Below are 25947 nucleotides of genomic sequence, written 5' to 3' on the forward strand. Positions count from 1 at the left end.
GCATCGGCAACGGACGTCGCCCTCTCCCACTCGGCGGTTCCCCTATCCGCGACCGCGGCACCGCCCGTCGCCACCCGGCCCACTGCCAAGGAGCCGCCCCGGCCAAAGCCATCACCCACCAACGGGGGGTCGAACCCGACGCCCGCACCACGCCCCACACGGTCGCCGACCTGCTTCCTCTTCTGGTGCTCCTAGTGCCGTATCTGGCGACGTTCGCCCTCTTCACGACCTCGCGTAGGCGCTCGTCCTGGACGTGCTTGTTCCGCCAGATGATGTAGGCGGCCGTGTGCTGGACGGGGGTGCAGGCGGCGGCTTCCGCTGCGGCGTTGAGCCGCCGCATCTTCTCGTCGAAGTCGGTGCGGGTAGGGCTCTGAGTCATGACGTCCGTCTCCCTTCGTGCTGTTCGTGGTTGAGGGGCGCCACCGCGACCGCCCCGACCTCCGGCGGGTGCGGGGTCGGGGCGGCACAGAGTGCGCTCAACTCACGGGTCAGCTGGCTGTCTCGATGGCGTCTCGCAGGTGCGTACGCGCCCAGGCCAGAAGAGAGGGCTGGTCGCCGTCCGGGCTGGTCAGCGCGTCGGTGAGGTAGGTGATGGCGGAGTCCAGGTCGTCGCTGGCGTCCTCCAGGTTGCCGACGCTGGCCATGCCGAGGACGTCGCGGACGTGTTCGACGAGGTCGATGAACCTGTTCGGGGTGGTGTCGCGCGGCGCCCGGTCTCCGATGAGGGCGGCGAGGTCCGCGGCGAAGCAGTCGCTGAGCGCGGCGAAGGTGTCGGCCTTGGTCTGGCCGGCCATGGGGGCCTCCTTGTCAGTTGTCGAGCCGGATGGTGATCGGGATGCGCGGGTCACCGGCGTTGGTGGGGATGCTGCGGCTGTGGGCGGCGAGACCGGCGTCCCGCCCGGGATGGGCAGATGGCAGTCCGGGCAGCCGCGGAACCAGTTGTCACCGGCTGGGAGTTCAGCCGGGGTGAGCGGGTGCGGGTCGGGGGCAGCACGACTCACGGACGGACCGCGTCGGCATACTGCTGCTCCAGGTCGGCGCGGCCCTCGGGGTCGTCCTCCTGGTCCTCGTCCTCATGCGGGCCGTGGATGGTGCAGCGCACGTCCGGGTCGCGCATCAGGTCGCTAGTCAGGGCCAGCAGGAGGTCGGTCGCGTTGTAGACCGGCGCCCACGCCGCGCGCCCTCGCATGCGTCGCCGAACCTGCAGCCCACCAGGACCTCGAACCCGACGTCGCCCGCGCCATCGACGTCGGTCGGCAGGGCGAGGACCATGCGGTCCGCCCCGAGCCGGATCTCCGCGACGCGGTCTCCGCCCGCGATCGGCGAGTTGTCGCGCCACCGGAACATCGGCAGGACCTCGGGGCCGAAGATTCGGCGCACCAGGAGCAGGTCGCCCAGGCCCTCGCCGCCGTCCCAGCCGAGGTCGGCGCGGCGGGCATCGCTGACGCGTTGCGGCAGCGGCTCCAGGCGTTGGATGTTCTCCGTGATGACGACGTGGTCGAAGCCTTCGCCGGGCAGGCCGGGGAACGCGTCGACGATGGCGGCGTGCTGGGCGCGGACGACCGGCTCGGGCACGCTCCGGTTCGCGGGCCGGCCTTCCTGCCGGGCGATGCACACGGCGGCCGGGGTGGGGATGATCAGCGCCACCGTGGGCACGCCGTGACGGCGCGCGGTGGCGATGAGGTTGGCGCGCACAGCCTTCTCGCTGTTCGTCGCGTCGACGACGGTCAGCCGGCGGCGCGCGAGGCGGGCCTCCAGGACGGCGTGGAGCGCGAACACGGCGTCGCTGGTCGATTCCTGGGAGCCCGCCTCGTCGCTGACCAGGGCCCGGAACCTGTCGAGTTCAAGGACCTGCGTGTCCGGCCAGGCGCTGGCCCCGGTGCTCTTGCCCGACCCAGCCGCGCCGATCAGGCAGACCAATGAGTCGTCCGGGATCGTCGTGTCGATGGGCAGCGCGTTTTCCAGGCAGAACGGCTTCATGTGGCTTCTCCCTGCAGGTAGTAGGTCTGAAGACCGGCGTTCTCGGTGATGAGCGCGGCGGCTTCGTGCAGCGGGCACGGCATCTCGCCGTCACAGTCCGGTTCGATGCGTTGCCCCGGCGACGGTGAGCAGCTGCGCGCGGGGGCCGAAGACGCCGCCCTGCCGGTGGTCTTCGTGGTGGAGCTCGCGCAGGATCTCCGCGACTTCCTCGGCGCCGATCTCGCCGGTGAGTTCGTCCTCGATCTGCCGGACGGCGAGCTGGGCGATCCCGGCCGAGGCGCGGACGCGGTCGATACGCGTACGGGTCTGCGCGGTCACCGGCGGCCGCCGGGGCGGGTGGTGAGCCAGGTGGTGACGGCGGCTGCGCCGATTCCGATGGCGCGGTGCAGGGCCGGGTCAGTTGACTGCACCAACTCGTTGATCGGCTCGACTCGGGGGCTGCCGTTCTGGAGGCTTTGGGCATGTCGTTGTCGCATGAGGTCTCCCGTGTTCATCGGGATCTGATGGAGGGTCGGGTACGGCTGACGGGTGCCGGGGCGGTGGTCGCCGGTTCCTCGGCCGTGTTGCCGTGGCTGGTGATGGACGTGGCGGGCCGGGAGGTCGAGCCGGTCAGCGCCTACCTGCGGGATCGGTTGCTGGGGGACGTGAGTCCGCTGACGTGCCGGAGCTACGCCTTCGATCTGTTGCGCTGGTTCCGGGTGCTGTGGACGGTGGACGTCGGTTGGGAGCAAGCCACCGAATACATCCCGTTGAGTCCGGACGTCCGCAGCTCGGCGAAGTCCGGCGAGCCGGTGCGCTGCAACAGCCAACGCACCGGCCAACGCCGGTCCAGCACGGCATGGGTGGCCGCCGACCACGCGAACCCGGCGGCCACCCCCAGTCACGGACAGCGGCAGCGGGATGAGCAACCACACCAGGGCGAAAAGCGCGCCCATGACCAGGTGGTACTGGCCCACGTGGGCCAGGCAGGCGGCCCGGCCCCGCCGCGGGCTCGCCCCGGCAGCGACGTCCTCCGCCGTCGGGGCCCCTTTGTTCGCCGCCTGATGGTCGCTCTGACCGAACACGTGGTCCGCGACGTTGTGACCGACCGCCAGCACGGCCCAGGTCGAGCCGAACGTCGCGAGCGTCGCGAGCTGCTCGATCGTCATCACCGGACACCCCCAGCCGCAGCCAGGACGCCGTGGTCCAGAATCAGGGCATGGATGTCCCCAAGCTGCTGGAAGCCGCGTCCCTGCTGGTCCCCGAAGAGATCGCCACCGAGAACGACATTACGATCAACGATGTCTGGGACTACCTCACCCACGATGAGCGGGAGGTGGCCCTCGGGCTGCTGGAGGAACTCGGCGACGGCCACCCGCTTCCGCTCAGTTTCTGGGAGACCCTCGCCACGGCTGCCGAACAGATGCAGCTGAAGAACAGCGCGGCCTGGTGCCACTGGCGCTGCTACGAAACCCGCAACGGGATCATCCGAGCTGACCTCACCCTCCGACCGGCCAGCGAGAGCCGACGGCAGACTCCCTTCTCCAGTGCAGGCGTTCTCCGGCCGATGTGGAACATCGGAAACCGAACCCCAACCGGCGAACCGACCCTCAACATCGCCGGCCTCTGGGTCGAATCCACACCCTTCCTCGGACCCGGCGACCGATCCTCGGTGCGACTCGCACCCCTCGACCCCTCGCAGTGGCGGCACCTTCAGCCCGGCCAAACGATCGCCATGCACGAAGACCAGACCGTCGCAGGAACGGCTGTCGTCCTGGAAGTCCACGGTCTTACGGCCACGCCCACCGCATAGAACCTGCCGGCCGCCGGTCCTGCCGTTGGCGCAGAGAACGTCCAGTTCCATCCATGCGCTGCCCGGCCCGGTGAGCTCCGAGGTGGCCTTGCCGTCGTCGTCGACGCGGGCGGCCTTGCAGTGCTCGATGTAGCCGGTCTTGTCGGTCTTCTTCGCCAGCCAGAGCAGCAGGGCTCCGCGGTCGATCGCGGCGTGTGTCCCGGCGTTGCTCGCCGCGTCGGCGAGCAACGCGGTCGGTGTGACGCGGTAGCCGAACGCACAGGTGATTGCGACGGTCGCCCCGAGCTGCACGGCGGTGTAGCGATGTGTCGCCCCCGGCCGCGATGGCCGGGGGCCGTGTCGTTCAGAACGGCGGCTCGTCCGGCCAGGCCGGGAGCGGCAGGAGCTGTATATACAGCTGGCGCCAGTCGGACCAGCAGCCGCACGCTTCCATCTCCGGGAATGGTCTGGCTGTCCACCAGCCGCTCTCGCCGCGGCACTGGCGGAAGCGGCGGTGGGGCTGGGGGAGCAGTTCGATGCGGTGCCGGTCGGCGTGCAGTTGCCGGTGGCCGGCCTTGAGGACGACGGCGGCGGTACCGGCCACGGCCGGGACGGTGGCCGCGAACGCGGCGGTTTGGGCGCGCACCGGGTCAGTTCCGGGGCGGGTGCGGCTGGACCCGGAAGCGGGTGCCGGTGTCGCTGGAGTAGGGCTCGGGGGTGAGGAAGGCCGGCTCGCTCTGGGCGAGCTGGAGCATCGTGTGCTTGATGAAGTCGGCCGGGCGTTGGAGGTCGACGCGGTCTGCGTGGAAGTCGCTCAAGCTGACGTAGTGGGCATTGCGGGTTCCGTACTTGTGCAGGCTCCAGAGTCGGGAGCGCACGATCTTCGCGGCCTCGGTGTCGTCGGGCGCTGCAGGGATGCCGCGGTTCATCGCGCGGCAGTTGGCGGCGTGGGTGTTGGCGAGGTCGGCGGCGTCGCTCTCGGACAGCCAGCTGTTGTGGTTGGCGCCGTCGCGGTAGGTACAGCCGAGGCAGGCGACGGCGAAGTACGCGGTGCCGCGGTCGCCGTCGGCGGTGTAGACGAGGACGACCGCGCCCTCCTGCGCCCCGAGCGTGTTGCGGTAGCGCTGGGCGACGGTGGTACCCGGCGGCGTCCACAGGGCCGGGTCCTGAACCTCGGGGCGGCGGGCGAACAAGCCGCTGGGCATCGGTGCTTCTCCTTCGGGAGACTCGTTGATCAGGCGGCCAGCCGGTGGAGGGCCGGGGCCGGGGATGTCGTGTAGGTGTCGGGGGCGGGCTCGAAGCCCTGATGGCAGGGGTCGCAGCAGCCTTGGGTGCGCAGCGGGAGGTAGAAGTAGTACCGGCGTTTGCACTTGGGGCAGGTCTGCCGAGCTGCCATCGCGCGGTCCAGCGCCCCTTCCTGCGCGAGCGTCGGCACACGCTTCGGCTTGGCGAGGTCGGCGCGGTAGAGCCAGGCAAGGTGCGTGCACTCGATGCGCGGCCGGTACGAGCAGCGGTGGCAGCGCAGTTGCGCGACCGGGTCGTGGCCGCAGGGGGAGAGGCCGGCGGCCCGTAACTGTCGACGGGTGAGCAGGTCCTTCGGGGCGTTGTGCCGGTCGAACTCGGAAACCAGCGGGTTCGCTGAATCTGGAGGCTGCCGCGGAGGGAACCTGTTGGTGGTTAGGGGTTCAGGGTGGCGGAGTCACGAAGGTTCGGGCGGTTTAGCCCGATATGCCGGGGTATTGGTAGGGATTGGTCAGGTTCGTATGGGTGCTGGCGAGTCGTGGTGACAGGTTGGAGCAAAACCCATTCCAGACCACGAGGAGTAGCTGGAGCTCGCGGACGACCTGGTACAGGCTCGGGCCAGCGCTGTTGGGAGAAGGAGGCGTGAAGGCGCACCGGCTGGGTCTGCCGCACCCCGTGCGCCCCACACGGTTCCTGTCCTCGCCGTAGGCAACATGGCCGGAAACTGTCACCGTGGGCGCATACCCCGGCCCCGGCTCGCCGTGATCGGTCGAGCTTGGCCGTAGGGGTCAGTTGGCATCCGCTCCTGCCGAGGAGGATCCGCCATGGCCGAACTCCGCCCCTCCCGCTCCATACTTCGAAAGGTGGCCATGTCTGGTACGGCCACCGTCCTGGCGCTGTCCCTGAACCTGGGGCTCGCCGGCCCGGCCCACGCGGCAACGTTTAATCGCGCGATCATTGGTGCCGTAGCCGGGGCCGGCGTCGGATACGCTGCCCACAAGGCATATATGACGTATAAGACCCGTCAGGCGGCGCGGGAGGATATCCAGGTAGACGCCGTCGCCAGTGGCCAGGATGTAGCCGAGGGCGAAACGACAGGGACCGGAACCGGCGGCGATGACACCTTCGTCATCGACCTGACGCAAGTAGGCGAGCTCGTTGACGGCGAGCCGGTCCAAGTCTCCGCCACGGACACCGAAACCGTCGCTGGTGGATTGCCCGCCGTAGACACCGAGATCGTGACCTTGACCTGCCATATCGACCCCAATCCCGCAACAATGACTTGCGCGTGAGTGCGCCGGTCGCCACGGCGGCCGCGATGCCGGGGTCCCGCGCCGAGGACTCTCAAATCCGTCGACGACATGCCGCGAGCGGGTGTGCTTGACCAAGGTCTACTCGCGAGAGCGGCCAGGTGCCGCACGGCCGGTTGTCAGCGGTCCACGCTTTACTCGTGGCATGAACGCAGAAGAGCTTCTCGCGGCCGTCCATCCGTTGGCCTGGATCGAAACTGGCGAGTTGCAGTGCGGGGAGGCCGGACATGCGGCCGGGCATACGTGCCTTGCGGTTTCCGAAGGGACCAGCCTGTCCGCGCTGCTGGAGACATTGAGCAAATGGTATGGGCAGCCACGCGCTCTCGTCGTGGACGGGCATACCGACCCGGCGGTCAACGAACGAAACGGGTTGCCCCTTCTTGATCCTTTCGGCAAAGAGCTGGTCGAGATCCACGCGTGGGCCTGCCGCAGCCGGTGGATTGGCTGCGGTACGACCCGTACCGGCAAGGGCATACGCCACGTGCTGCTCGTCGCCGAGCGCGCCGACCCGGCGGCGGGCGGGCTGCCGGAGGGCGCTTCCTGGGTGGACCGGGTTGTCGCTGTTACGGGTTGGGATGCGGATCCGTCGCATGCGGTCGACTGGGCGGCGGTCGAGAATCGGCTGGGAACCGCACTGCCGAGCGACTACAAGCAGCTAACCGAGCTTTTCGGGTATGGCGCCTTCGACAGCTTCCTCCGGCTGTCTGTCCCCAACCCCAGTGCTCGGGCCCGAAGTTCCGACATGGTCAGACACACCGAGTGGCTGGCCCAGTGGGCGCGGGAGCACGGCAGCCGCCAGTGGGAGCCATACGAGCTGTTCCCGACTCCGGGCGGCCTGCTGCGGTGGGCGGACACCGAGCAGGCCCACGAGTTCTACTGGCTCACCGAGGGAACTGACCCCGACAAGTGGCCGATCATGTCGATGGAGCACGACCCCTGCGCCTGGAAGGAGCCATTCGAGGGCTCAACCGCCGAGTTCATCTACCGCATGCTCACGGATCCGGAACACCCCATCTCGACGGCCGCCTACTTCGACGTCCACTGGTTTGTGCCTTTCCATGGTTACGAGGGCCTTGCGCCGGAGGACGGCTGACCAGGCCAGACTCGCCCTTCACGCGGACGCGGCACGTGCGTTCGTAGCCCCTAGTCCCACCAGATGTCCCATACGTGCCTGGTGGGTGCGCCGGCTGGGAGCTGGTGGTGACGTAGCCCGCGCGTTGGCGGCGGCGAGGGTGGGGATCAAGTGCCGGGTTTCGTCTTCCGGTCGGGTGTCGAGGTAGCCAGGGCACGTGAGGATGTGCCCTTCGGGTCAGCTCGCTGTGGCCTCGCCGAGGTCAGCGAAAGTGCGCGCCTGCTTCCAGAGGTTTTGTGACATGGGCTGTGTCCCTACTGCCCTGCTGGCAGGGCTCGTTGGTGAAGCGGTGACCGGTGCCAGCAGTGGGCGGGGCCGGCCGATCCAGCGGCGCGGGTGAGGGAGGAGCACGAGCATGTCCTCCAGACGTTCAAACACAGCGCCGCGCCCCGGCGACGGTGTTCGTCGAAGGGGCGCGGCGCTGTGTCGGGTCAGGCGGGGTGGCTGAGGGCCGGGGCCGTGTGGTGCGGGTTGTGGGCGGTGGCTGCTGGGGTGCTGTGTGTGGGGCGCGGGTGTGGCGGCTGCGGGTCGGGGGTGCCGTGGAGGTGGGTGCCGATCCAGTAGCCGATCAGCAGCCCGGCGATGCCGAAGACCTTGTGTCGGTTGGCCTTCCACCAGCTGGGCGGGGTGGGCTCGGTGAGCACGCCTATGACGGTCGGGGCGGCCTTCAAGGTCATCTCCTGTCGGGTGGGTGGGTGGTGGCCGGGCGGCCTGTCCGGTCCTCGGAACCAGGTGGTGCCGAGGACCGGCCGGGGCGACCAGGGAGGTCAGTGCCGCAGCGGGCGGACGTTTTTCGGAGGGTGTCGGGCTCGGGTTGGGTCGGGATGTGGATCTCGGGCCGGATCTGCGGGGCGGCGTTGTGGATGTGGTTGTGCACGAGGGGGCGCAGGCTCAGGCCGCGCAGGGCGAGGACGGAGGCGAGGGTCCAGGCGAGGGTGGTGATGCCGGTGGCGACGATGCGGCCGTCGGCCGGGGCGGTGGTCCACACCATGGCGGTGGTGGCGGCGCCCCATGTGGTCCAGGTGATGCGGGCGCCGGTGCTGCCGGCGAAGCCGCCGACGAGGCCGACCAGTCCGGTGATCTGCCAGAGGGTGTAGGCGGTGGAGGCGCTGACGGCCAGGTGTTGAGTGTGGGTTGCGAGGTAGGTACGGATCGGCTGGTCGATGACGGCCCAGAGGCCCGTGGTGCTTTCAGTGCCAATCTGCACGCGTGGGATGGCGGTGAACAACTGGTTTACGGCTGCGGTGATGACACCGGCGGCGGCGTTCAGCAGCACGAGGAGCGCGGCGAGGCCAGCCAGGCCGAGCGTGGTCTTGAGCCAGGTGGCCATGTCGTGCCAGTCGGCCTTGGGGGCCTGACGCAGGTCCTCCCACCGCTGATGCAGGACGCCGCCTGGGGGCCAGGCGGACTGCCACCACGTGCGCAGCGCCGAGATGCGGGGTTCCTTCGGGTTTCGGGCTTGCGCGGGGGAGGGGAGTTGAGGGGTTCGCCTTGCTGCGGGGAGTGCTGTGTGGCGCGGTCGTTGTCGTCGGACTGCATGGTGGCAACTCCTGAGGTGTCCGTGTGTGGTGAGCGCAGGCCGGGCGGCCTGCCCCGGGCCCGAACGCGGGTGGTTCGGGCACGGGGCGGGTGGTCCGGGGTGGTTCACAGGCCGCGGGCGTCGGCGAGGCCGGCGGCTTGGTCGAGCATCCGCATCGGGACGCGGCCGTGTCCCCAGGCGTCGTTGAAGGCTGGTACGGAGTCGGCGTCGTCGCCGAACTGGCGCCGGATGGCGTCCAGGAGAACGTTGATGGCGCTGTCTTCCAGGCTGTGGTCGCCGCGGGCTTCTGCGTGGATCGCGCCGAGCAGGCAGCGGGCGCCCTCGGGGGCGACCAGGGCGCCGGAGCACCAGCCGCCGGTGAGCAGCCGGTAGTGGGCGCGCTGGAGCAGTGCGGCGACCGGTGTCAGGTACCGGTCCGGCAGTGGCTGCGGCACGGGGTCGGGGGTGGTCACGTTGACGACGTCGGTCAGGTCGACGGGTTCGGTGTCGTTGTAGGCGGTGTTGACGCCATAGGCGACGGCGGCCTGGTCCAGGGCTACGGTCATCGCCGCGTCGATGAGCATAAGGCGGTCCTCGAAGGACAGCTCCGCCCTTGGTGGTGCCGTGGTGTCGGTCATGTTCCATGTGGCGGGGGGAGAGGGCGAGAGGGGGCATCGGTGCTCCTACAGAGAGCGCCGAAGGGCGCTGCCGGACTCACCGGCAGCGCCCTTCGGCATGGTGCAGCGGGGAGGCGGGCGACGCTAGGGCGTGTCCGATGGGATGAGCGCAATACCGATGTGGTCCAAGCTTCGTGGGATCACGCGGCGCCGATCCCAGACACTCCGGCGGGCCCCTGAACGAGGTGGGGCAGGCCCTACATCGGGTCTTCATCGCACGCGGTGAAGACCGGAGCTCCCGGCGGGTTGAGCGCGCGGGTGCCGAGAGCGGAATGAACCGTTTCTTGACCTCCCGTCCCCTATTCGCATGTTCGCTCGCCTGCCAGGGTTCTCGTGCAAACCACTGAGGTACGGGGAGAGAGGACTCTCGGTGAACTTAAAGGTGAGATCGGCACTGGTGGCCGGCATGCTGGCAGCTGCGGCAGTGGCGGGAACAGCGGGCACCGCCCAAGCGAACACCTACCAGTACAACGTGATGCTCCAGGACTACGCCACCGGCTACTGCCTGGACTCCAACGGCGGCGATGTCTACACCAATCCGTGTCAGCCCGGTAATCCGTGGCAGCGGTGGAACGTCGTGTCCTACGACAGCAACGTCGGTGGCTACTACGACCGGGTGCAGATCGTCCATCGCAAGGAGGGCAACTGCCTGCGAGTTCAGTGGTCGCGGGGCATACCGGAAGCCGATGGCTGGTTCGCAACCCGCGCGGCCGGGTGCAATTCGAGCGACTACCACGACCAGTGGAACATGACCTGGGTCGGTAACAGCCCCGGCAACCCTCGCAACAGTTGGCAGTTCGCCAACTACCAGCCGGACTTCAGCGAGGTGCTCTGCCTTGATCGCGGGCAGGACGGACACCGGAATCAGCTGCTGTGGGACCAGGGCTACCCGCAGGGCGCCCCGGTCGCCAAGACCACCTGCTACAACCACATCAACCGGTATCAGATGTGGAACATGGTCCATTAGTCGTCGGGGGTGGAGTTGGTGGCTCCGCAGTTCCAGCAGTCCCGTTCGGCCGGGACGTCGATGAGGTCGCAGCAGTTGCAGGACTCGCCGTAGATCAGGTTGTCCTCGCCGCAGTTCCAGCAGCCCTAGTGCGGTGCGTGTGTGGAGCCGGACACGAGCATGGCCAGGAGCGGGCCTTCTACTGGGTGATGCTGGAAGATTGGCTGAACTTCCCGTTCAGAGGGTGGAGATGAGCCTGGCGAGCGAGGCGATGCCGCTGTTGATGGCCGGGGCGAGGCCGGTGAAGGCTACGGTGTAGCCGAACAGGGCGCAGGCGAATGCGGAGCCGACGCGGACGTATCCGGCTTTGATCAGGACGAAGACGATGATGCCCAGCAGTACGGCGGCGGAGATGGGGAAGGCCACGGCGGTGGTGCTCCTTCGCGGGTCGGGTGGGTCGGCCGTGCTCGGGCAGGCTGGCCCCGGGATGGATGGGCGGGGGAGGGTCAGGCGTTGTTGAGGCTCTTGATCGCCTCCAGCGCCTGGCGAGGTGAGGTGACGTTCTCGGAGCGGCTGCCGGATCCACGGTTGCCGCCGCCATTGCCGCCGCGGCGGCGGGAACGGCCGTCGCCGTCGCCGTCGTCCTCTTCGGGCTCGGGCCAGAACTCGCCGGGCTCGGGGTCGCGGTTCCAGTCGCCCCACAGGCCGCGCTTCTCCAGCTCCGCGATCTCGTAGTCCGTGAGCCGGTTGACCTCGTCGGGGAAGGTGCCGGACAGGTCGGTGTCGAAGTCGGCGTACGGCGACCGCATGAGCACGGCGCGGCCGTTGTCGAGGACGATGACGGCGACGCCGCCGGTGGAGACGCCGTTTTCCGGGTCGGCCTCGCCGCGCATGGCCCGCTCGATCGCGGAGCCTTCCTGGCGGGAGTAGCGAGCCGGGATGGTCGGCACGTCGTAGGCGTTCTCCATGGTGCCCTCCGCAGCCTTGCGGGTGGCGCCGGGCGCACCCATGTTGAAGATCACGGGCCTTGAGTTCTGCCGCAGGTTGTCCTTCATCTCCGTGGAGAACCCGTTGTGCGCAAACGGTCTCTGCCCGGCGGGCTTGAAGCCGATGCCGTACTTCAGGCCGGTGACCGTGAGGTCGTCGCCGTTGGTCCGGATGTCCTCGCCGAACAGGCCGTCCTGCGCGGCGGTCATGAACTCATCCGCGTACACCGACAGTGGCCGGTACGGGCGGCGCGAATCGCCCGGCTTGTAGTCGTGCGGCTTACCGTCGTGCGGCCAGGGCATCTCCGCCCTGATCTCACACAGCGCCTTCGCCGCGCGCAGCTGCCGGGCCATCCACAGTGCCGTGGAGCCCTGCCGGTCGATGTACTGCCCGAGCCTGGTCGTCTTCTCGTCCTTGCGGACGGTCGACAGCCACACCACCGCCCCGGCCAGGGACTCCGCCGCCATGCTGATCGCGAAGAACTGGGTCTTGCCCGACCGGGACACACTGAGGATCAGGCCGTGGCAGGCGGCGTTCTTGTCGTGCTGCCAGACCATGTTCTTCACCGGCTGCCCGGTGATGGTGAACCCGCACACGAACATGCCCTTCGCGTCGGGTGTGAGCAGTTCGCGGGTGGCGGGGAAGATCTGCGACAGCGGCGGGGTGTCGAACGCGCTGATCAGGAACTCGGAGCCGTCGATGAGGACGAACACGCAGGAGTCGTCCTCGGGCAGGCTCAGGCCGCGGCAGACCTTGGCCAGGTCGATGCGCGGCGTCTCGGTGGAGTCGGCCATCTTCGCCCGGTAGAACGTCACCCCGCGTTCGCCGTCGCGGGTCCGGTGTACCAGGACGGAGCCGGGGGCGCCGCCCTTGGATCCGCCGACCGGTCCGTCCAGCGCTCCTGATCGGTGGGAGCCTCGCGGAGCCGCCGGTTGGCGTCGGGGGTGATGCGGGCCTCCAGCCAGCCGGGCCCGCCCTGCCGGCCAGGCTGGATCGCCACGTCCGCGAGAGCGACGTCGCTGGCGTGAACACCGAACGCGGCGGCGACGATGGCCTCCGACAGGCCGGTGATCGGCCGTCCGGTCTCCGAGGCGCGCAGCAGGACGGTGAGGTCGTTGCGCATCGCGGGGTGCCGGGTGGCGCTGACGATGTGGGTGCGGGCAGGTGATCCGGCGCGCTCCCACAGCATCCGCGCCTGGCGGGCGAGCTGGTCGGCGCCGTCGTCCGGCTGCACCGGGGGCGGCTCCGGGGCCGGTGCAGGCTGGAGCTGCGGGACGGGGGTCGCGAGGGCGGGGCGGTGGCGTCGGCGGGCGTGCCGGGAGAACGGCAGCACCATGCAGCCGGCCGCCTGATCGCCCGGGGCCTGCCGCAACGCCAGGAGTGCGGCGACGCGCGGTGTGACGACCGGGCGCTGCTCGACTCCGACCAGGACTGCCCGCGCTGCGAGGACCGGCAGGCCGACCGCCGTGCACAGCGCCGCGCGGTCGCGGCCGCCGTCGACGCCGCGATGCCGGGGGCCTCCGATGCGGAGCGGCGGGTGGCCACCGAGCGGCAGTTGCACCACGACGTGACGGCCAGGGCGTGGGCCCGCGAACGCGAGTGGGAGCAGGTCCGCGCCAGGCAGGCCGCTGCCGAGGCTCGCGCCGAGGCCGCGTCCACGCGGCCCAAGGACGGCGCCCCGGCCGCGGCGGTGGCTCCGGACGTGCTGCCCGCGCCCCGCCCGCCGGCCGTCGCCCCGGCTCCGGCGCCGGAGCCCGCCGAAGTCGACCAGGAGTTGCTCCTTGAGGACCTCACCCGGGAGCAGGTCCTGGAGTGGCGCAACCACGCCGCCGCCGACCACCAGCTGGTGTTCGACCACATTGACCGGTACGGCGAGCACTCGGCACAGCGCCTGTTCACACGGGCGTTCGTCGCGCAGGTACAGCGCCTGTCCCGGCTCAGGCACCTGGACCTCGGCTACACCACCTGGAGGCAGGCATGAATTACCCCCGCAAGTGCGGGGACGGCAAGTACGGGCCGCCCACGATGGTCCCAACCCTGGAACTACCCCCGCGGGTGCGGGGACGGCACTTGCTGACCTGCGGTCTCGCCGTGGCCACGGTCGTGGTGCCCGGGTTGGTGGGCACCGCTGCGGGGCAGCAGGATCGGCTGTTGCGGGCGCTGCGGAGCGCGCCGCAGCGGCGGAGGAGGCGCGGCGGTGTCGGGGCGGTCGTGCTCACCGGCGCCGTGTCCGGGGCATCTCCTGGCGCACGACTGCCGCTGTGGCACGGTCGGCGGGTAGGACGGCTAGGCGCACCGACGTGCGAAGGGACAGTGCGCCAGCCTCGTCCCGTCCGTCCTGTTCAGGCGGACTTGGCTCCGAAGATAGGGGGCGGCGGGGCCTGTCGCGAGGCAAGTACGCCCGTCCTCGGTACGCGCATGGAGGTAGCGTCACCCGCGCGCCCAGCCGAAATCTCGTCGGCGAGGCTGCTGGTACAGGCCGGTGGATCAAAGTGTGCTGGTGTCGAGGTCGATGTCGAACGGGGCGGGGATGCGGAGGATGTCGCCGTACGGGTGGGGGCCGTCGGCACGGGTGTAGCCCTGGAGTTGGCGGATCAGGATGAGGACCTTGCCACGGCACGCGCCGCAAACCGTGAGCTGATGGCACAGCTCAACCTCCGACGGCGTCAATCCAGGCCAGCCCCAAGGTGGTGTGCGAGATCGATCAGATCTGCCAGCCGCAGCACCCGCCCGCCGAACCCCGGCTGGGGGACATGCGTCCGACAGGAGGCCCCACCCGGAGGACCGTCGAGTGCAGGGGGTCTGTTCTGGCCGCTGTAGGAGTTGGCGGCCACGACCAACGCGCCGTAGACGTTCCGTTGGTGTTGCCGACGAGTCGCATCAACCGGGCCTTGGCGCGCGCCTAGCTCTGGGCGCGGCCTGCTGCGCCAGCGGTGACCGCTGGAGCACTGCTGTGTGGAAGGCTGAGGAAGATCCAGATCCGCGACAGGAGGCGACCACCGGCATGGCCCTGATCCACCACACCACCCTGAGGCCGACCAAGCTCGAACTGCTCACCGACTGGCTGCCCACCCGAGCCTGGTACCAGGGCGGACCGGATGTCCCCGCGCTGGAGAAGTCGGGTGGCTTCCGGTTGGACGATCCGAAGGGCGAGGTCGGCATCGAGTTCATGGTGGCCACCGACATGAGCGGCCTTGAGCGGACGGCCTACCTGGTACCGCTCACCTACCGCGCGGCACCATTGGATGGGGCCGAACACGCCCATATCGGCACGATGGAGCACGGGGTGCTGGGCAAGCGCTGGGCGTACGACGGCTGCCATGACCCGGTGCTCGTCACCGAGTTGCTGTCGCTGATCGAGGGCACCGCACCGGCGATGGCGCAGAGCATCACGGACGCCCCCGACCACGAGGTGACCCGCTCCCACATCGGCGCCCCGTTCGACCTGGACGGCTTCACGCCCGAGCCCACCGACGACCGGGACGGTACCCGCCTTCCTGTACCCGGCGGCGCGATCCTGCACGTCCACCGCGTCCTCGCCCCCGTCGACGAGCATCCGCCACTGCCGCGCCAAGGAGCCCTTGGCCATGTCACGACCGGCTGGCAGGGACCGAACGGCACGCGCCCAGGGGCCGTCCTGATGACGCTGCTCGACGCCTGACCCGGGTGCCGACCGCCGACCGGCGGTCGGCCGCCTTGCGGCAGGGAGATCCACGGACGCGGGACGGGTTTGCGCACCCGTCCGACCGCAGTCGCCTCCTACCGGCCCGGCTGAGGGCGGAGCGAGAACAGCGCTGACACGGCGGCGTGTTACAGCAGCCCTGACAGGGGCAGGATGCGCTCGGTGAGCTGCCCGCGGAGCCTGTCTCCGGTGGTGTCGGCTTCGGCGAGCCAGTCGGCAGCGATGAGCAGTTCGGCGTGCTCGGCGACCTGCTCGGGTGGCAGGGTGCAGAACGCAGCGACCTGGTCCAAGGGCAACCCGCCGTCCTCGGGGCGTCCGAGGTGGCCGTCGGGGCGGGTGTGGGCGGCGGTGTACAGGGCCAGGAGCCGCGTGGTGGCGCATGCGGGGACCGTCCGCCTGTCTGGCGAATCCCCGGGTGGGTGAGCCTGTATGACTCGCCGTTCGAGAGCGCGAGGCTGGTGGAATGCTCGGCTCAGTTGGCCCGCTCGCGCCATTGCGCGGGGTTGCCCTGAACTTCGGCGATGCTCGGGTGACGCACAGCATCCAGTCCGTCATCAGCGAGAAGGTCGGCGATCAGGGCCGGGGGGCCGAAGACCTCGGTCGCGCTGAGGTCCCAGTCGGTCAGGACGAACCAGGAACCCTCCAGGGGCCACCAGTGCGCGGGGAACTGGCTCCCTGTGGTGCGGTGGGGCCATGCGCAGGCATCGTGGTGGCCAAGTGCCGCATCCAGCCGGCCCCGGCGGGCCGGAATCGGACGGCCGATGTCCTCGATCGCGGCCTGGGTCCAGCAGCACTCCGTACGCAGCCCATCAGGGCTGTGCCGGGCGAGAACCCCTACCAGGCGGGCCAGACTGTCGCGGTCGATTTCGCCCAGCTCCGGCTTTTCAAGGTCCTCGGGCAGGTCCAGCCCCTCGAAGACCCTGAACGAAGGGGTGTGCTGCCAGTCCTCCAGACGCTTGCCGGCGTGCGCCAGCACGTCATCCCACCGGACCCGTTCCCCTCTCACTGTGACGGAGTGCAGAACCCAGCAGCGGTCCAGGAAACCCTCCTGGGGCTCGTACCCCAAGACGGCCTCCTCCCCTTCCAGGATCGGACGCATACCGCCCAGCGAGTCCTCATCCGGCACAAGCTCCAACGCGAAATCCTTCGACACTTCGATCATGTATGTGGCGTTCTGTGATCAGTCAAGGTTAAACGACAAGCTGAGAGCGTGTTTCTCAACTCGGAGCGTCGAAGACGTGGCGGGCGGCGGGCGATAGACGGGGAAGTTGGCGGAAAGCGACGCGGCGCACGTATAGGTGCCCGTCGATCCCCGTGAGCTGTGCGGGCCGCTCGTGGTCCCGCCGGTGATGCTGCTGAACTGGGCGCTTGCGGCGCTGGCTTGCCCGTCCACTATTCCGTCTTGCTAAGTACCGGTAGTCAGCGTTACTGTGTAGCGGTACTCAATAGCGCTGACTAGCGCAGGGAGGAGGTGTTCCATGACCAAGCTGGAGACGGAGATGCTCAAGGGCACGCTGGAGGGCATCATCCTCGCGTCCCTGTCCGGCCGGCCCGCCTACGGCTACGAGATCACGGCGCGGCTGCGGGAGCAGGGTTTCTCCGACATCGCCGAGGGGACCGTCTACGCGCTGCTCCTCAGGATGGAGAAGCGTGGCCTCGTCGACGTGGAGAAGGTCCCCTCCGAGAAGGGGCCGCCACGCAAGGTGCACTCCCTCAACGCGCGGGGACGGGAGTACCTCGAAGAGTTCTGGAGGACGTGGAGCTTCCTCACGGAACGACTGGAACAGCTCCGGGAAGGGGGCAAGTGACCATGTCCGATGTCGAAAAGAGCGGCTTCCTCTCGAAGGTGATCGGGCCCAAGAAGCGCTGGAGGGCGTACAAGGCGCGCGTCAGGGAGCTGCCCGAGAACCACCGCACGGCGGTCGAGGCGATCGAGCGGTACTTGATGTACTTCGTGCCGACCGACGGCGAGAGCAATGCGTCGATGTTCGAAGATCTCGCCGACCTGTTCGAGCAGGCGGCGGTGAACGGAACTCCGATCCGCGAGATCGTCGGGGAGGACCCGGTGGAGTTCGCCGAGGCGTTCGTCCAGAACTACACCGAGGGCGGCTACGTACCCGCCCGCGCTCGGAAGCAGCTGACCGACGACATCGCGCGCGCCGCCGGTAAAGAGACCGGAACAGAAGACAAGACGGTCTGATCGCGCCTCAGCACATCGCCCCTCCAGGGGCCGAGCACCACTTTCATCGCCTTTCTGCACGGCGCGGCCGCCGGGCCATGCCCGGTCGGCCGCCTCGCGCCGCATGCCCGCGGCGCCGTCGAGACCGACCACTGCGTGCAAGGAGATTCATGATGGGAAACGGCAACAACGGCTTATCCGAAGCAGGGCTGCGCCGACTGCGCGAGGTACTGGAAGCGCATGTTGAGTCCAAGAAGATCCCCGGACTCGTCGCCCTGGTCGGCCGGGGCGACGAGACCCATGTCGAGGCGATCGGGACGATGCGCCATGACGGTGGCGCGCCGATGCGCCGGGACACCATCTTCCGGATGGCCTCGACGACCAAGCCGGTCGCGGTCGCCGCGACGATGGTCCTGCTGGACGAGTGCCGACTGCGACTTGACGACCCGATAGATCAGTGGCTGCCGGAACTGGCCGACCGGCGGGTGCTCAAGCGGCCCGACAGCCCGCTGGACGACACCGTGCCGGCGCGGCGTCCGATCACCGTGCGGGACCTGCTCACCTCCACCTGCGGGCTCGGCCTGGACACGACGGCGATGGGCTCCCCGATGATGAGCGCGTACCTCGACCAGAGGGTCTACGGCGAGAACGGATGGATGCTGCCGGCAGTGGAGCCGGATGAGTGGATGCGCCGCCTGGGCACGCTTCCGCTGATGTACCAGCCCGGAGAGCGGTGGCTGTACCACGTCAGCGACGACGTGCTCGGCGTGCTGGTGGCCAGGGTCACCGGCCGGTCGTTCGAGACGTTCCTGCGCGAACGCATCTTCGATCCGCTGGGCATGAAGGACACCGGCTTCCACGTGCCCGCCGACAAGATCGACCGACTGCCGCCCCTGTACGCCCCCGATCCGCAGACCGGAGAATTCACCGTGGAGGACGAGGCCGAAGGGGGACACCACAGCCGACCTCCGGCGTTCCAGTCCGGCGGCGGCGGACTCGACTCAACCGTCGACGACTACCACGCTTACTTCCAGATGCTGCTCAACCACGGAATGCACGGCACCGAACAGATCCTGTCCCGGCCCGCCGTCGAGCTGATGACCACCAACCGCCTCACGCCCGAGCAGGTGGCCGCCCGAGAAACGTGGGCCCGCAACGTCGTCCATCTGGCACACGGCACGGGGCAGCACGGCGGCTGGGGCTTCGGGATGACGGTGCGCACCTACCGCGGCGACTACGCACCCATCGGCCAGTTCGGCTGGGACGGCGGAGCCGGCACCACCACATACGCCGACCCGGAAAACCAGCTCGTCGGCATCCTGCTCACCCAGACCGGGATGTCCACCCCGGACTCGGCACGGGCCATGCAGGACTTCTGGACCACCCTCTACCAGGCAATCAACGACTGACCTGCCTACCTGTCGCGTCGGCCGGCGCCGGATTCCTCGGCCAGCCGCGCGATGGCGCGGGCGGTTCGCTCGGCCCGCGCCCGGCAGAGGGCTGCTGTGTGGGATGGGCATGGCGGAGCGCTCGGCGAGCAGGCGGCCCGTGACAACGTCGTCAAGGGCCTGCGTAGCCCGACGTCAGTGTCGCCAATTGGCGACAGCCGCGAGTGCGGCCGGACGGCTGCCGGGCGGGCCGCCATCGGGCCGCCCGCCCGTGCCGCCGAGGACCAGGTAGAGGAGCGGCCACCGCGCCCGTCAGCTGGGCGCCGGGCTCACATATCCGGAGTCCAGAGCTCGAACCGTCCTGGTCGCACTGACAAGGCACGGCTAATACTGCAACCGCAACTAGGGCGTGAGCCGGGCCGCCAGCCCATCGAGGACCCGGTCGAGCCCGTACGCGAAGTTGTCGTCGCGGATCCGCTGCGGGTGCACGGCCTTCTGGGCGGAGCTTCCCGCGCGCAGCCGCGGGTGCTCCCGCGTGGCCTCGTCGAAGGCCGGCCGCAGGCCCGCCACCCACTCCTGCTCGGTCTTGCCGCTGCGGGCGATCTGTGAAAGGTACGCGGCCTCGGCGGTCGCGATCCCGATGACGTACGCCATGAGTGTGCCCATGGCCTGGTCCATCTCGTCCGCGGGGAAGCCCGCCGCCTCGAACTGCGCGAGCAGCGCCGACGACATCCGCATGGCGTTCGGGCCGATGTGGACGAGGCCAACTTGGCCCAGTTCGGGGGCGATCCACGGGTGGCGCAGGGTCATCGCCCGCAGCTCGGTGGCGGTGCGGGTGACGGCCGCCCGCCACCGGGCCCCGTCGACGGCGGTCGGTACGTCCGGTTCGCCGTAGACGTCGTCCACGACCAGCTCGATCAGTTCGTCCTTGTTGGCCACGTGCCGGTACAGGGAGGTGGCCGCCGTGCCCAGGCGGGTGCCGAGCTTGCGCATGCTGAGTTCCTCGACGCCCTCCGCGTCCAGCAGGCGGATCGCTTCGGCGACGATCTGCTCGCGGGTCAGGTGTTCCCGCTGCCGGGGGCGCGACCGGGTCCACACCGAGGCGGTCGGCTTCTCGTCGGCTGGCATGCGGCCCTCGTCTCTGCTCGTCCCACGTCCATCGTCCCCACCACGTTAGCGCACGCTGTACGCGCCTTGCGTACAGCGTTACTACATGCGTACAGTGTTCGCATCGAGAGAACGCCGTACGCACTCGCCGTACGCAACAGATGGGGCTGACATGTCGAAGAACGTGAGCTGGGACGCGCAGGGCAACTGGGAAGCCAAGGGCGACTGGGGGACCAGGGACTCGGCGGGCAAGAAGCTGGACCTCGTCCACTGGCAGCACCGCCTGGACGCACTGCGCGCCAAGCACCACGTCCCGGCCGCATCCCTCGCGGTCCTCGTGGACGGGACCGTCCACGAGCTGGCCAGTGGTGTGCTCCACCGCGGCACGGGCGTGACGGCGACGACCGACTCGGTCTACCAGATGGGCTCGATCGCCAAGATCTACACCGCCACCCTGATCATGCGGCTCGTCGAATCGGGCCGACTGGACCTGGACGCGCCGGTCGTGGACGTGCTGCCGGAGTTCTCGGTCGCCGACCCCGAGGCCACCAGGGCGATCACCACGCGCCAACTGCTCAGCCACACAAGCGGTCTCACCTGCGACTTCACCTACGACAGCGGGCGCGGCGACGACTGCCTCGCCAAGTACGTCGAGGCCGCGAAGGACGTGGCGCTCGACTGCCCGCCCGGCACCGCGATTTCCTACAGCGGCATCGGGTACAACGTGCTCGGCCGAATCATCGAGGTGGTGACGGGCCAGGTCTGGGACGAGGCCCTCAAGGACCTGCTCCTCACCCCGCTCGGCCTCACGCACACGATGACGCTTCCCGAGGAGGCGCTGCGGTTCCGCGCGGCGATGGGGCACCTGGGCGAAGCGGGCCAGGACCCGGACCCGGCACCGTCCTGGGACCTGATGCCGCGCTCGGCCGGCCCCTACGGCAGGGTCATCGCCACGGCCGGGGACGTCGCGCGGCTCGCGCAGATGCACCTCAACGGCGGTGTGGCGCAGGACGGCACGCGCGTGCTCTCTGAGGAGACGGTCGCGCTGATGCAGCGGCGCGTGGTCGACTCACCCGACAAGTGGACCGTCAGCGCGGACGGTTGGGGCCTGGGCTGGACCCTGTACGACTGGAACGGCGTCCAGGGATACGGGCACGACGGCGCCTCGATCGGGCAGTACGGCTATCTGCGCGTGATGCCCTCGGCGGGCGTCGCGGTCGCGCTGCTCACCAACGGCGGCGGTGCGCGCGAACTGTACGCGGCGCTCTACCGGGAACTCCTCGCCGAGTTGGCCGGGGTGACGATGCCGGAGCCCTTCGCTCCGCCGGCCCAGCCGCCCGTGGTCGACTTCGCGCCGTTCGTGGGCACGTACCGGCGCGAGGGCGTGGTCATCACCGTGACCGAGCGGGACGGTGCGGGCCACGCGGTGTACGAGTTCGTCGACGGCATGAAGGACTTCTCCGAGCCCCTGGAAATAGACCTGGTACCGGTGACGGAGACGGTCTTCGCGGGGACCGGGGTGGGCGCGGCGTTCAGCGAGGACTACATGCCCGTGGTCTTCTCCACGCTGGAGGACGGCACGGCCTGCGTCTACATCGGCATGCGCTGCGGCCCCAAGGTCGCCTAGGGGCAATACCGGTGATTTAGGGTCCTTCGCGGTGTTTGCTGGTGGGTTTGGTGGGGGGACCAACCTGATGGTTGGGGTGGGCGGGGGTGATGGGTTGTGGTGGTGGGGGTGTTTGAGGTGCCAGTTGCTCATCTTGCGTTTGACGACGCGTGAAGCTTCCCCGTGATCTTGGACACTCGATCTCTATGCCGTGAGGTCGTGTTGGTGCCGCTGCCGTGTCTCGGCTGGGGTGAGGTAGCCGAAGACTTTGTGCTTGCGCAGTCGGCGGCGGTTGTAAAACGTCTCGATGAAGTCGAATACCTCGGCGCGGGCGGTGGCTCGGTCGGGCCAGATTCGGGTGCCGATCTCTTCTTTGAGTAGGGCCCAGAAGCTCTCCGTGGCGGCGTTGTCGAAGCAAGATCCGGTTCGTCCGCAGCTTTGCCGGAGTTCCAACTCGCGTATTTCGAACTGGAATTGGCTGCTCGTGTGTTCGCTGCCGCGGTCCGAATGCGCTATGCAGCCGGGCCGGAGGCGGCCGCGGCCGGCGGCCATCTTCAGCGCGTCGACGACGAGCGTGGCGCGGTGGTGGTCGGCCATCGGGTAGCCGACGACTTCGCGGGTGGCCAGGTCCAGCCAGCAGGCGAGGTAGAGCCAGCCCTGGCCGGTGGGCAGGGCGGTGATGTCGCCGACCAGCTTCGTGCCGGGGGTCTCGGCGTGGAAGTCGCGGCCGATCAGATCCGGTGCCGGCTTCGCCTTCTTGTCCGGCCGGGTCAGCGACCGCCGCCGTCGGCGGCGGCGGTCTCCCTGGATACCGTGCTCGCGCATCAGGCGGGCGACGCGTTTGCGGTTCACGCTCCGCCCCAGGCGCCGCAGTTCGGCATGGATGCGCGGGACGCCGTAGGTCTGGCGGGAGGCGATGTGGATGACGGTGATCTCGTGCACCAGCACCTCGTCGGCGGCCTGCCGTGCGGCCGGGGTCTTCGAGGCGTCGAGCCAGGCGTAGAAGGAGGAACGGGCCACCTTCAGCAGCCTGCAGAGGAAAGCAACGCCGTGGGTGGTCTTCTCCGCCTCGATGAACGCGTACGTGTCGTTCATCGATCGCTCTCCTTCGCGAAGAAGACCGCGGCTTTTCGCAGCACCTCGATCGTCTTGGCCTGTTCGGCGTTCTGTCGGCGCAGCCGCTTGAGCTCCTCACGCTCGGCCGTGGTGAGCTCACCGGGCCGTCCCTCGCCCCGGTCTGTCTTGGCCTGGCGGTACCAGCCGCGCAGGGACTCCGAGCTGATGCCCAGATCCCGGGCCACCGCGGTGACCGTCTTGCCCGTGGAGTCCACGAGCGCGATCGCGTCCCGCTTGAACTCCTCGGTGTACCGCTTCGTGTACTTGCTTCCCACCTGGTGCTACTTCCTCTGGAACCTCAGGTCCCAGTCTCCAGGTGTCCACGATCAAGGGGAAGGCTCAGGCGGGCACTGTTCGAGCACGCCGGAGGCAACTTGAGCAGTCACCGGTCAACGGGCCGCTGCGCCCGGTTCTGCGCGACGTGATCACCGGTAGAGCCTGATGCAAACCGGCGCTCGTGGTTGCCGGTAGGGACGTGTTCGTGCGGTGGCTGCGCCTCATCGCCGCCGTGACCTGCTCCCCGAGATGTCTTGCTCGCTCAGCGGTCGATGTCGGCTCTGGACAACCCCACCGAGCGTCGTTACTGTCGGGTAACATCGCCTTGAGCCGAGATGCCAATGGGGGCAGAACATGTCGCGTTCACTGTCGCCGGGACGTAGTGTCGGGATCGTGGGCGGCGGGATCGGCGGCCTCGCTTCAGCGATCGCGCTGCGCAATGCCGGATGGCAGGTGACCGTCTACGAGCGGGCACCGGAATTCACCGAAGTGGGCGCGGGAATCTCCCTGTTCCCCAACGCGATCACTGCGTTGGACGCGCTCGGCGTGGGTGCCGCTATTCAAGCCGCGGGGGTCGGCGAGGGTCCCGGTGAGGTCCGCAACGCCGCCGGGCGGGTCCTGTTCACACGCTGGGCGAAACCGCTCGCGGGCGGATTCACGGTGCTGCACCGCGCGGACCTCATCTCCCTTCTCGTACAAGCACTTCCGAGCGACTGCCTGCGGCCGGGCAGTTCGGTCGACGAGGTCACCCTCGACGGCACCCTGCGCGTCGGCGGCGAGACGATGCGCCACGATCTGATCGTGGGTGCCGACGGAGTGCGCAGCGCGATCCGGCAGCGCCTGTGGCCGGGCGACACCGCCGTGCGTCGCACCGGGATCACAGCCTGGCGTGGTGTGCTCGACACCCCTGTGCCCGAGTTCGCCGGTGGCATCTTCGGGGTGCATGCGGAATTCGGCGTGCTGCCGATGCCGGGTGGGCGCACCTACTTCTTCGCGGCCGCCCACCCCGGCTTCGACAGTCTCGACCATTTTGCCGAGTGGGCGTCGCCGGTGCCCGAGGTCCTCGCGGCGGCCGATCCGGCACGGATTCTGCGCGACGAGTTCCTCGAGGTGCTGGTGCCGAGAACGCTTGCTCTCGGGAAGGTCGCGTTGGTGGGCGACTCGGCGCACGCGATGCGCCCAGAACTCGGGCAGGGGGCCGCCATGGCCCTCGAGGACGCGGTGACGCTCGCGGGCCATGCACCCGATCTGCGTGCCTATTCGAAGGCGCGGCGGCGACGGGTGCGGGCGGTGTCGTGGATATCGCGCCAGATGACCCACAACAACATGCCCAACTCCCGGTGGCGCGCGGCCGTGCGCGACGTCGGTACCCGCGCGGTGCCGGAGGGTGTGGCTCTCGCCCCCATGTCCTGGCTGTTCCGCTGGCATGCGCCCGCACCGTATCCGCCGATGTCGCCCCTATGACGGAGGCCACGCTCTCGACCACGGAACCGACGGCCACGTCGCGTCGCCCGTAGCCCGACGACGGCGCGCCCACCAAATCGACCCAATTGCGCGGCGGCCACCCCGACGCACCTCATAAAACCCTCGGCGAACTGCACCGGGGCTCCAGCGGATGGCGTCTGCCGAACCGGCTTCGGAGGCGTTTGGGAATCACCAGTGACCGCCACCGGGCAAGTCGCCGTCGGCGTGGGCGTCGATCCACTCGTCGGCAGCCTGGTGACAGACGTGGTGTGCGAGCCGGCGCGGCCGTACGGTGCAGAGGCCGAAGATCCGCAGATGCGCGCCGGGTACTTCGAGGCCGCCGGCCTTCGGCCGCCGCTGGGTGCCGATGCTGTCCTACAGCGTGTGTACCCCGTTGCTGCGGTCCGGCCCGGCAGCGCCCTGGCCCGGCGTAGCTGTCAGGCACCTCTCCGTAGCCTCCCGTCACACAGGTAATCCGGACACATCCGCCGAAGGGCTCTCTCGAGGCCACCCGGGCAGGAACCCTCGCACCTGGGGCGTTGGTGGCGGTATCGCGGCGGGCAGCCGAGGCCGGTTCCCTCATGTGGCCATCCCCATAGACGCTCGCTCGATTGCATGATCTTGCAACTGACGTGGAGCCCAATGCGTCCCATTCGTCATCGACAGGTCACCGGATGAACCGACTGGACGGACTGGGCACATGCAAGAGCAGCAAGCCGGAGCGACGGGCAGCGGCCAGGTATGGCGAGATGGGCAGGAGCCCGCACGCCCCTCCTGGGAGGTGTCGTCGCCCGCCACGACGTACCGTGCTTCTCCGACGGCGATAGGAACCAGGCGCTCCGGCCGCCGAGGGCGTCTGGTGGGCCTGACTCTCGGAGCCGTACTCGTAGTCGCCGCAGCCCTCGGCGTCGTCTGGTGGCTGACCCGGCCGCCCGCCCTGCCCACTATTCCCCGTCAGTATCTGGCGACCGTGCAGTCGGCCACCAAGACCTGCCCGGAGCTGACCGTTCCGATGCTGGCCGCGCAACTCGACGCGGAAAGCCACTGGAACCCGCAGGCGGACTCTGGCCAGGCCCAGGGCATCGCGCAGTTCCACCCGTCGACCTGGGCGGAGTGGGGCAAGGACTACACCGGCGACGGCAAAGCCGACGTGTGGAACCCGGCCGACGCCATCCCGGCCCAGGGCGCCTACATGTGCCACCTGTTCAAGGAGGTCAAGGGCATCCCCGGCGACCCCACCCAGCTCGCGCTCGCCGCGTACAACGCGGGCCCCGGCGCGGTGCTCAAGGCCCGGGGCATCCCACGGATCCCCGAGACGCAGAACTACGTCAACCGGATCGAGGCGCTGATCCCGAAGTACACCCAGACCTATGCCAAGCAGATCAGCGCGTCGCCCAGCCCTCCGGGCAACTGACGACCACGATCGTCGAGATCGCGGGTGCCGTCCGTTGACCACCGGCCTCGCTTGCTGGTCTTGACCACGCTCCCACGGCCCGTTGCAGTTGTGCCGTGGGCGGGTAGCCGCCCTGCCCCCGCTGCTCGCCCCTTCGTTCACTCGCGGCAAC

Annotated in this window: 31 protein-coding genes; 12 read left to right on the top strand and 19 right to left on the bottom strand. The window is 69.2% G+C overall.

The window, feature by feature from the left end:
• Nucleotides 1-488: 488 nt before the first annotated feature.
• The 4 genes from GR130_RS19275 to GR130_RS39855 all read right to left on the bottom strand — a co-directional run bounded on the left by GR130_RS19275 (nucleotide 489) and on the right by GR130_RS39855 (nucleotide 3128).
• Nucleotides 489-794 carry a hypothetical protein gene (locus GR130_RS19275; RefSeq protein WP_159505879.1) on the bottom strand — a complete coding sequence of 102 codons (306 nt, stop codon included), beginning with the start codon at nucleotides 792-794 and terminating at the stop codon, nucleotides 489-491.
• A 334-nt stretch (nucleotides 795-1128) separates the two neighbouring features.
• On the bottom strand, nucleotides 1129-1980 hold the full coding sequence (locus GR130_RS19280) for an ATP-binding protein (RefSeq protein WP_328707563.1): 852 nt from the start codon (nucleotides 1978-1980) through the stop codon (nucleotides 1129-1131).
• Between the two features lie 90 nt (nucleotides 1981-2070).
• Nucleotides 2071-2298 (bottom strand): hypothetical protein, encoded by a 228-nt coding sequence (locus tag GR130_RS19285; RefSeq protein WP_159505880.1) that lies wholly within the window; start codon nucleotides 2296-2298, stop codon nucleotides 2071-2073.
• Nucleotides 2295-3128, bottom strand: a complete 834-nt coding sequence (locus tag GR130_RS39855; RefSeq protein WP_201304929.1) for a hypothetical protein — start codon at nucleotides 3126-3128, stop codon at nucleotides 2295-2297. Before GR130_RS39855 ends, GR130_RS19285 begins: the two co-directional genes overlap by 4 nt.
• Nucleotides 3129-3178: 50 nt before the next feature.
• On the opposite strand from GR130_RS39855, the gene GR130_RS19295 reads away from it, so the two are divergent.
• The gene (locus tag GR130_RS19295; protein WP_159505881.1) at nucleotides 3179-3772 is read left to right on the top strand and encodes a hypothetical protein; all 594 of its coding nucleotides are present in this window, start codon (nucleotides 3179-3181) and stop codon (nucleotides 3770-3772) included.
• 343 nt (nucleotides 3773-4115) lie between these two features.
• On the opposite strand, the gene GR130_RS19300 is transcribed toward GR130_RS19295, so the two are convergent.
• The 3 genes from GR130_RS19300 to GR130_RS19310 are packed head-to-tail and all read right to left on the bottom strand — an operon-like array spanning nucleotide 4116 to nucleotide 5381.
• Nucleotides 4116-4397, bottom strand: coding sequence for a hypothetical protein (locus GR130_RS19300; RefSeq protein ID WP_159505882.1), 282 nt, complete (start codon nucleotides 4395-4397; stop codon nucleotides 4116-4118).
• Between the two features lie 4 nt (nucleotides 4398-4401).
• Nucleotides 4402-4956, bottom strand: a complete 555-nt coding sequence (locus tag GR130_RS19305; RefSeq protein WP_159505883.1) for a hypothetical protein — start codon at nucleotides 4954-4956, stop codon at nucleotides 4402-4404.
• A gap of 29 nt (nucleotides 4957-4985) precedes the next feature.
• Complete coding sequence (locus tag GR130_RS19310; protein WP_236573994.1) at nucleotides 4986-5381, bottom strand: RRQRL motif-containing zinc-binding protein; 396 nt, start codon at nucleotides 5379-5381, stop codon at nucleotides 4986-4988.
• A 436-nt stretch (nucleotides 5382-5817) separates the two neighbouring features.
• Between GR130_RS19310 and GR130_RS19315 the strand changes: the two genes are divergently transcribed.
• On the top strand, nucleotides 5818-6285 hold the full coding sequence (locus GR130_RS19315) for a hypothetical protein (RefSeq protein WP_159505884.1): 468 nt from the start codon (nucleotides 5818-5820) through the stop codon (nucleotides 6283-6285).
• 163 nt (nucleotides 6286-6448) lie between these two features.
• Nucleotides 6449-7396, top strand: a complete 948-nt coding sequence (locus GR130_RS19320) for a hypothetical protein (protein WP_159505885.1) — start codon at nucleotides 6449-6451, stop codon at nucleotides 7394-7396.
• A gap of 470 nt (nucleotides 7397-7866) precedes the next feature.
• Here GR130_RS19320 and GR130_RS19325 read toward each other — a convergent pair whose 3' ends face one another.
• The 3 genes from GR130_RS19325 to GR130_RS19335 form a co-directional block, all read right to left on the bottom strand.
• Nucleotides 7867-8106 (bottom strand): hypothetical protein, encoded by a 240-nt coding sequence (locus GR130_RS19325; protein WP_159505886.1) that lies wholly within the window; start codon nucleotides 8104-8106, stop codon nucleotides 7867-7869.
• Between the two features lie 2 nt (nucleotides 8107-8108).
• The gene (locus GR130_RS19330; RefSeq protein ID WP_159505887.1) at nucleotides 8109-8765 is read right to left on the bottom strand and encodes a hypothetical protein; all 657 of its coding nucleotides are present in this window, start codon (nucleotides 8763-8765) and stop codon (nucleotides 8109-8111) included.
• A gap of 314 nt (nucleotides 8766-9079) precedes the next feature.
• On the bottom strand, nucleotides 9080-9592 hold the full coding sequence (locus GR130_RS19335; protein ID WP_159505888.1) for a DUF6197 family protein: 513 nt from the start codon (nucleotides 9590-9592) through the stop codon (nucleotides 9080-9082).
• 445 nt (nucleotides 9593-10037) lie between these two features.
• On the opposite strand from GR130_RS19335, the gene GR130_RS19340 reads away from it, so the two are divergent.
• Entirely contained in the window at nucleotides 10038-10598 is a 561-nt protein-coding gene (locus GR130_RS19340; protein WP_159505889.1) for a hypothetical protein, read from the top strand.
• A 216-nt stretch (nucleotides 10599-10814) separates the two neighbouring features.
• On the opposite strand, the gene GR130_RS19345 is transcribed toward GR130_RS19340, so the two are convergent.
• From GR130_RS19345 to GR130_RS40675, 3 genes are all read right to left on the bottom strand, one after another.
• Nucleotides 10815-11003 carry a hypothetical protein gene (locus tag GR130_RS19345; RefSeq protein ID WP_159505890.1) on the bottom strand — a complete coding sequence of 63 codons (189 nt, stop codon included), beginning with the start codon at nucleotides 11001-11003 and terminating at the stop codon, nucleotides 10815-10817.
• Nucleotides 11004-11083: 80 nt separating this feature from the next.
• Nucleotides 11084-12379 carry a hypothetical protein gene (locus GR130_RS19350; RefSeq protein WP_236573210.1) on the bottom strand — a complete coding sequence of 432 codons (1296 nt, stop codon included), beginning with the start codon at nucleotides 12377-12379 and terminating at the stop codon, nucleotides 11084-11086.
• On the bottom strand, nucleotides 12376-12900 hold the full coding sequence (locus GR130_RS40675; RefSeq protein ID WP_236573212.1) for a hypothetical protein: 525 nt from the start codon (nucleotides 12898-12900) through the stop codon (nucleotides 12376-12378). The genes GR130_RS19350 and GR130_RS40675 overlap by 4 nt, the downstream gene beginning before the upstream one ends.
• Between GR130_RS40675 and GR130_RS19355 the strand changes: the two genes are divergently transcribed.
• On the top strand, nucleotides 12877-13545 hold the full coding sequence (locus GR130_RS19355) for a hypothetical protein (RefSeq protein WP_201305274.1): 669 nt from the start codon (nucleotides 12877-12879) through the stop codon (nucleotides 13543-13545). The genes GR130_RS40675 and GR130_RS19355 overlap by 24 nt on opposite strands.
• A gap of 506 nt (nucleotides 13546-14051) precedes the next feature.
• On the opposite strand, the gene GR130_RS19360 is transcribed toward GR130_RS19355, so the two are convergent.
• Nucleotides 14052-14234, bottom strand: coding sequence for a hypothetical protein (locus GR130_RS19360; protein ID WP_159505892.1), 183 nt, complete (start codon nucleotides 14232-14234; stop codon nucleotides 14052-14054).
• Nucleotides 14235-14568: 334 nt separating this feature from the next.
• On the opposite strand from GR130_RS19360, the gene GR130_RS19370 reads away from it, so the two are divergent.
• Complete coding sequence (locus GR130_RS19370; RefSeq protein WP_159505894.1) at nucleotides 14569-15225, top strand: maltokinase N-terminal cap-like domain-containing protein; 657 nt, start codon at nucleotides 14569-14571, stop codon at nucleotides 15223-15225.
• A gap of 149 nt (nucleotides 15226-15374) precedes the next feature.
• Here the strand turns inward: GR130_RS19370 and GR130_RS40680 are convergent, their stop codons facing one another.
• Together GR130_RS40680 and GR130_RS19380 are read right to left on the bottom strand one after the other, a co-directional pair.
• Nucleotides 15375-15536: a hypothetical protein gene (locus GR130_RS40680; RefSeq protein WP_236573214.1), complete on the bottom strand. Its 162-nt coding sequence runs from the start codon at nucleotides 15534-15536 to the stop codon at nucleotides 15375-15377.
• 182 nt (nucleotides 15537-15718) lie between these two features.
• Nucleotides 15719-16408, bottom strand: coding sequence for a hypothetical protein (locus GR130_RS19380; protein WP_159505895.1), 690 nt, complete (start codon nucleotides 16406-16408; stop codon nucleotides 15719-15721).
• A 316-nt stretch (nucleotides 16409-16724) separates the two neighbouring features.
• Here GR130_RS19380 and GR130_RS19385 point away from each other — a divergent pair, with 316 nt between their 5' ends.
• The 3 genes from GR130_RS19385 (at nucleotide 16725) to GR130_RS19395 (ending at nucleotide 18834) form a co-directional block, all read left to right on the top strand.
• Nucleotides 16725-17054, top strand: a complete 330-nt coding sequence (locus tag GR130_RS19385; protein ID WP_159505896.1) for a PadR family transcriptional regulator — start codon at nucleotides 16725-16727, stop codon at nucleotides 17052-17054.
• Nucleotides 17055-17056: 2 nt separating this feature from the next.
• Nucleotides 17057-17446 carry a DUF1048 domain-containing protein gene (locus GR130_RS19390; RefSeq protein ID WP_159505897.1) on the top strand — a complete coding sequence of 130 codons (390 nt, stop codon included), beginning with the start codon at nucleotides 17057-17059 and terminating at the stop codon, nucleotides 17444-17446.
• A gap of 152 nt (nucleotides 17447-17598) precedes the next feature.
• On the top strand, nucleotides 17599-18834 hold the full coding sequence (locus GR130_RS19395; RefSeq protein WP_159510089.1) for a serine hydrolase domain-containing protein: 1236 nt from the start codon (nucleotides 17599-17601) through the stop codon (nucleotides 18832-18834).
• A gap of 381 nt (nucleotides 18835-19215) precedes the next feature.
• On the opposite strand, the gene GR130_RS19400 is transcribed toward GR130_RS19395, so the two are convergent.
• Nucleotides 19216-19941, bottom strand: coding sequence for a TetR/AcrR family transcriptional regulator (locus tag GR130_RS19400; RefSeq protein ID WP_159505898.1), 726 nt, complete (start codon nucleotides 19939-19941; stop codon nucleotides 19216-19218).
• 151 nt (nucleotides 19942-20092) lie between these two features.
• Here GR130_RS19400 and GR130_RS19405 point away from each other — a divergent pair, with 151 nt between their 5' ends.
• Nucleotides 20093-21547 (top strand): serine hydrolase domain-containing protein, encoded by a 1455-nt coding sequence (locus GR130_RS19405; RefSeq protein WP_159505899.1) that lies wholly within the window; start codon nucleotides 20093-20095, stop codon nucleotides 21545-21547.
• A gap of 183 nt (nucleotides 21548-21730) precedes the next feature.
• Here GR130_RS19405 and GR130_RS19410 read toward each other — a convergent pair whose 3' ends face one another.
• Complete coding sequence (locus tag GR130_RS19410; protein ID WP_159505900.1) at nucleotides 21731-22621, bottom strand: IS3 family transposase; 891 nt, start codon at nucleotides 22619-22621, stop codon at nucleotides 21731-21733.
• Nucleotides 22618-22917 carry a transposase gene (locus tag GR130_RS19415; RefSeq protein ID WP_159505901.1) on the bottom strand — a complete coding sequence of 100 codons (300 nt, stop codon included), beginning with the start codon at nucleotides 22915-22917 and terminating at the stop codon, nucleotides 22618-22620. The genes GR130_RS19410 and GR130_RS19415 overlap by 4 nt, the downstream gene beginning before the upstream one ends.
• A gap of 355 nt (nucleotides 22918-23272) precedes the next feature.
• Between GR130_RS19415 and GR130_RS19420 the strand changes: the two genes are divergently transcribed.
• Nucleotides 23273-24382: an FAD-dependent monooxygenase gene (locus GR130_RS19420; RefSeq protein WP_159505902.1), complete on the top strand. Its 1110-nt coding sequence runs from the start codon at nucleotides 23273-23275 to the stop codon at nucleotides 24380-24382.
• An 859-nt stretch (nucleotides 24383-25241) separates the two neighbouring features.
• Entirely contained in the window at nucleotides 25242-25796 is a 555-nt protein-coding gene (locus tag GR130_RS19425; RefSeq protein WP_236573216.1) for a lytic transglycosylase domain-containing protein, read from the top strand.
• Nucleotides 25797-25947: the final 151 nt, after the last annotated feature.

The sequence above is a fragment of the Streptomyces sp. GS7 genome (assembly GCF_009834125.1).
Classification (GTDB): domain Bacteria; phylum Actinomycetota; class Actinomycetes; order Streptomycetales; family Streptomycetaceae; genus Streptomyces.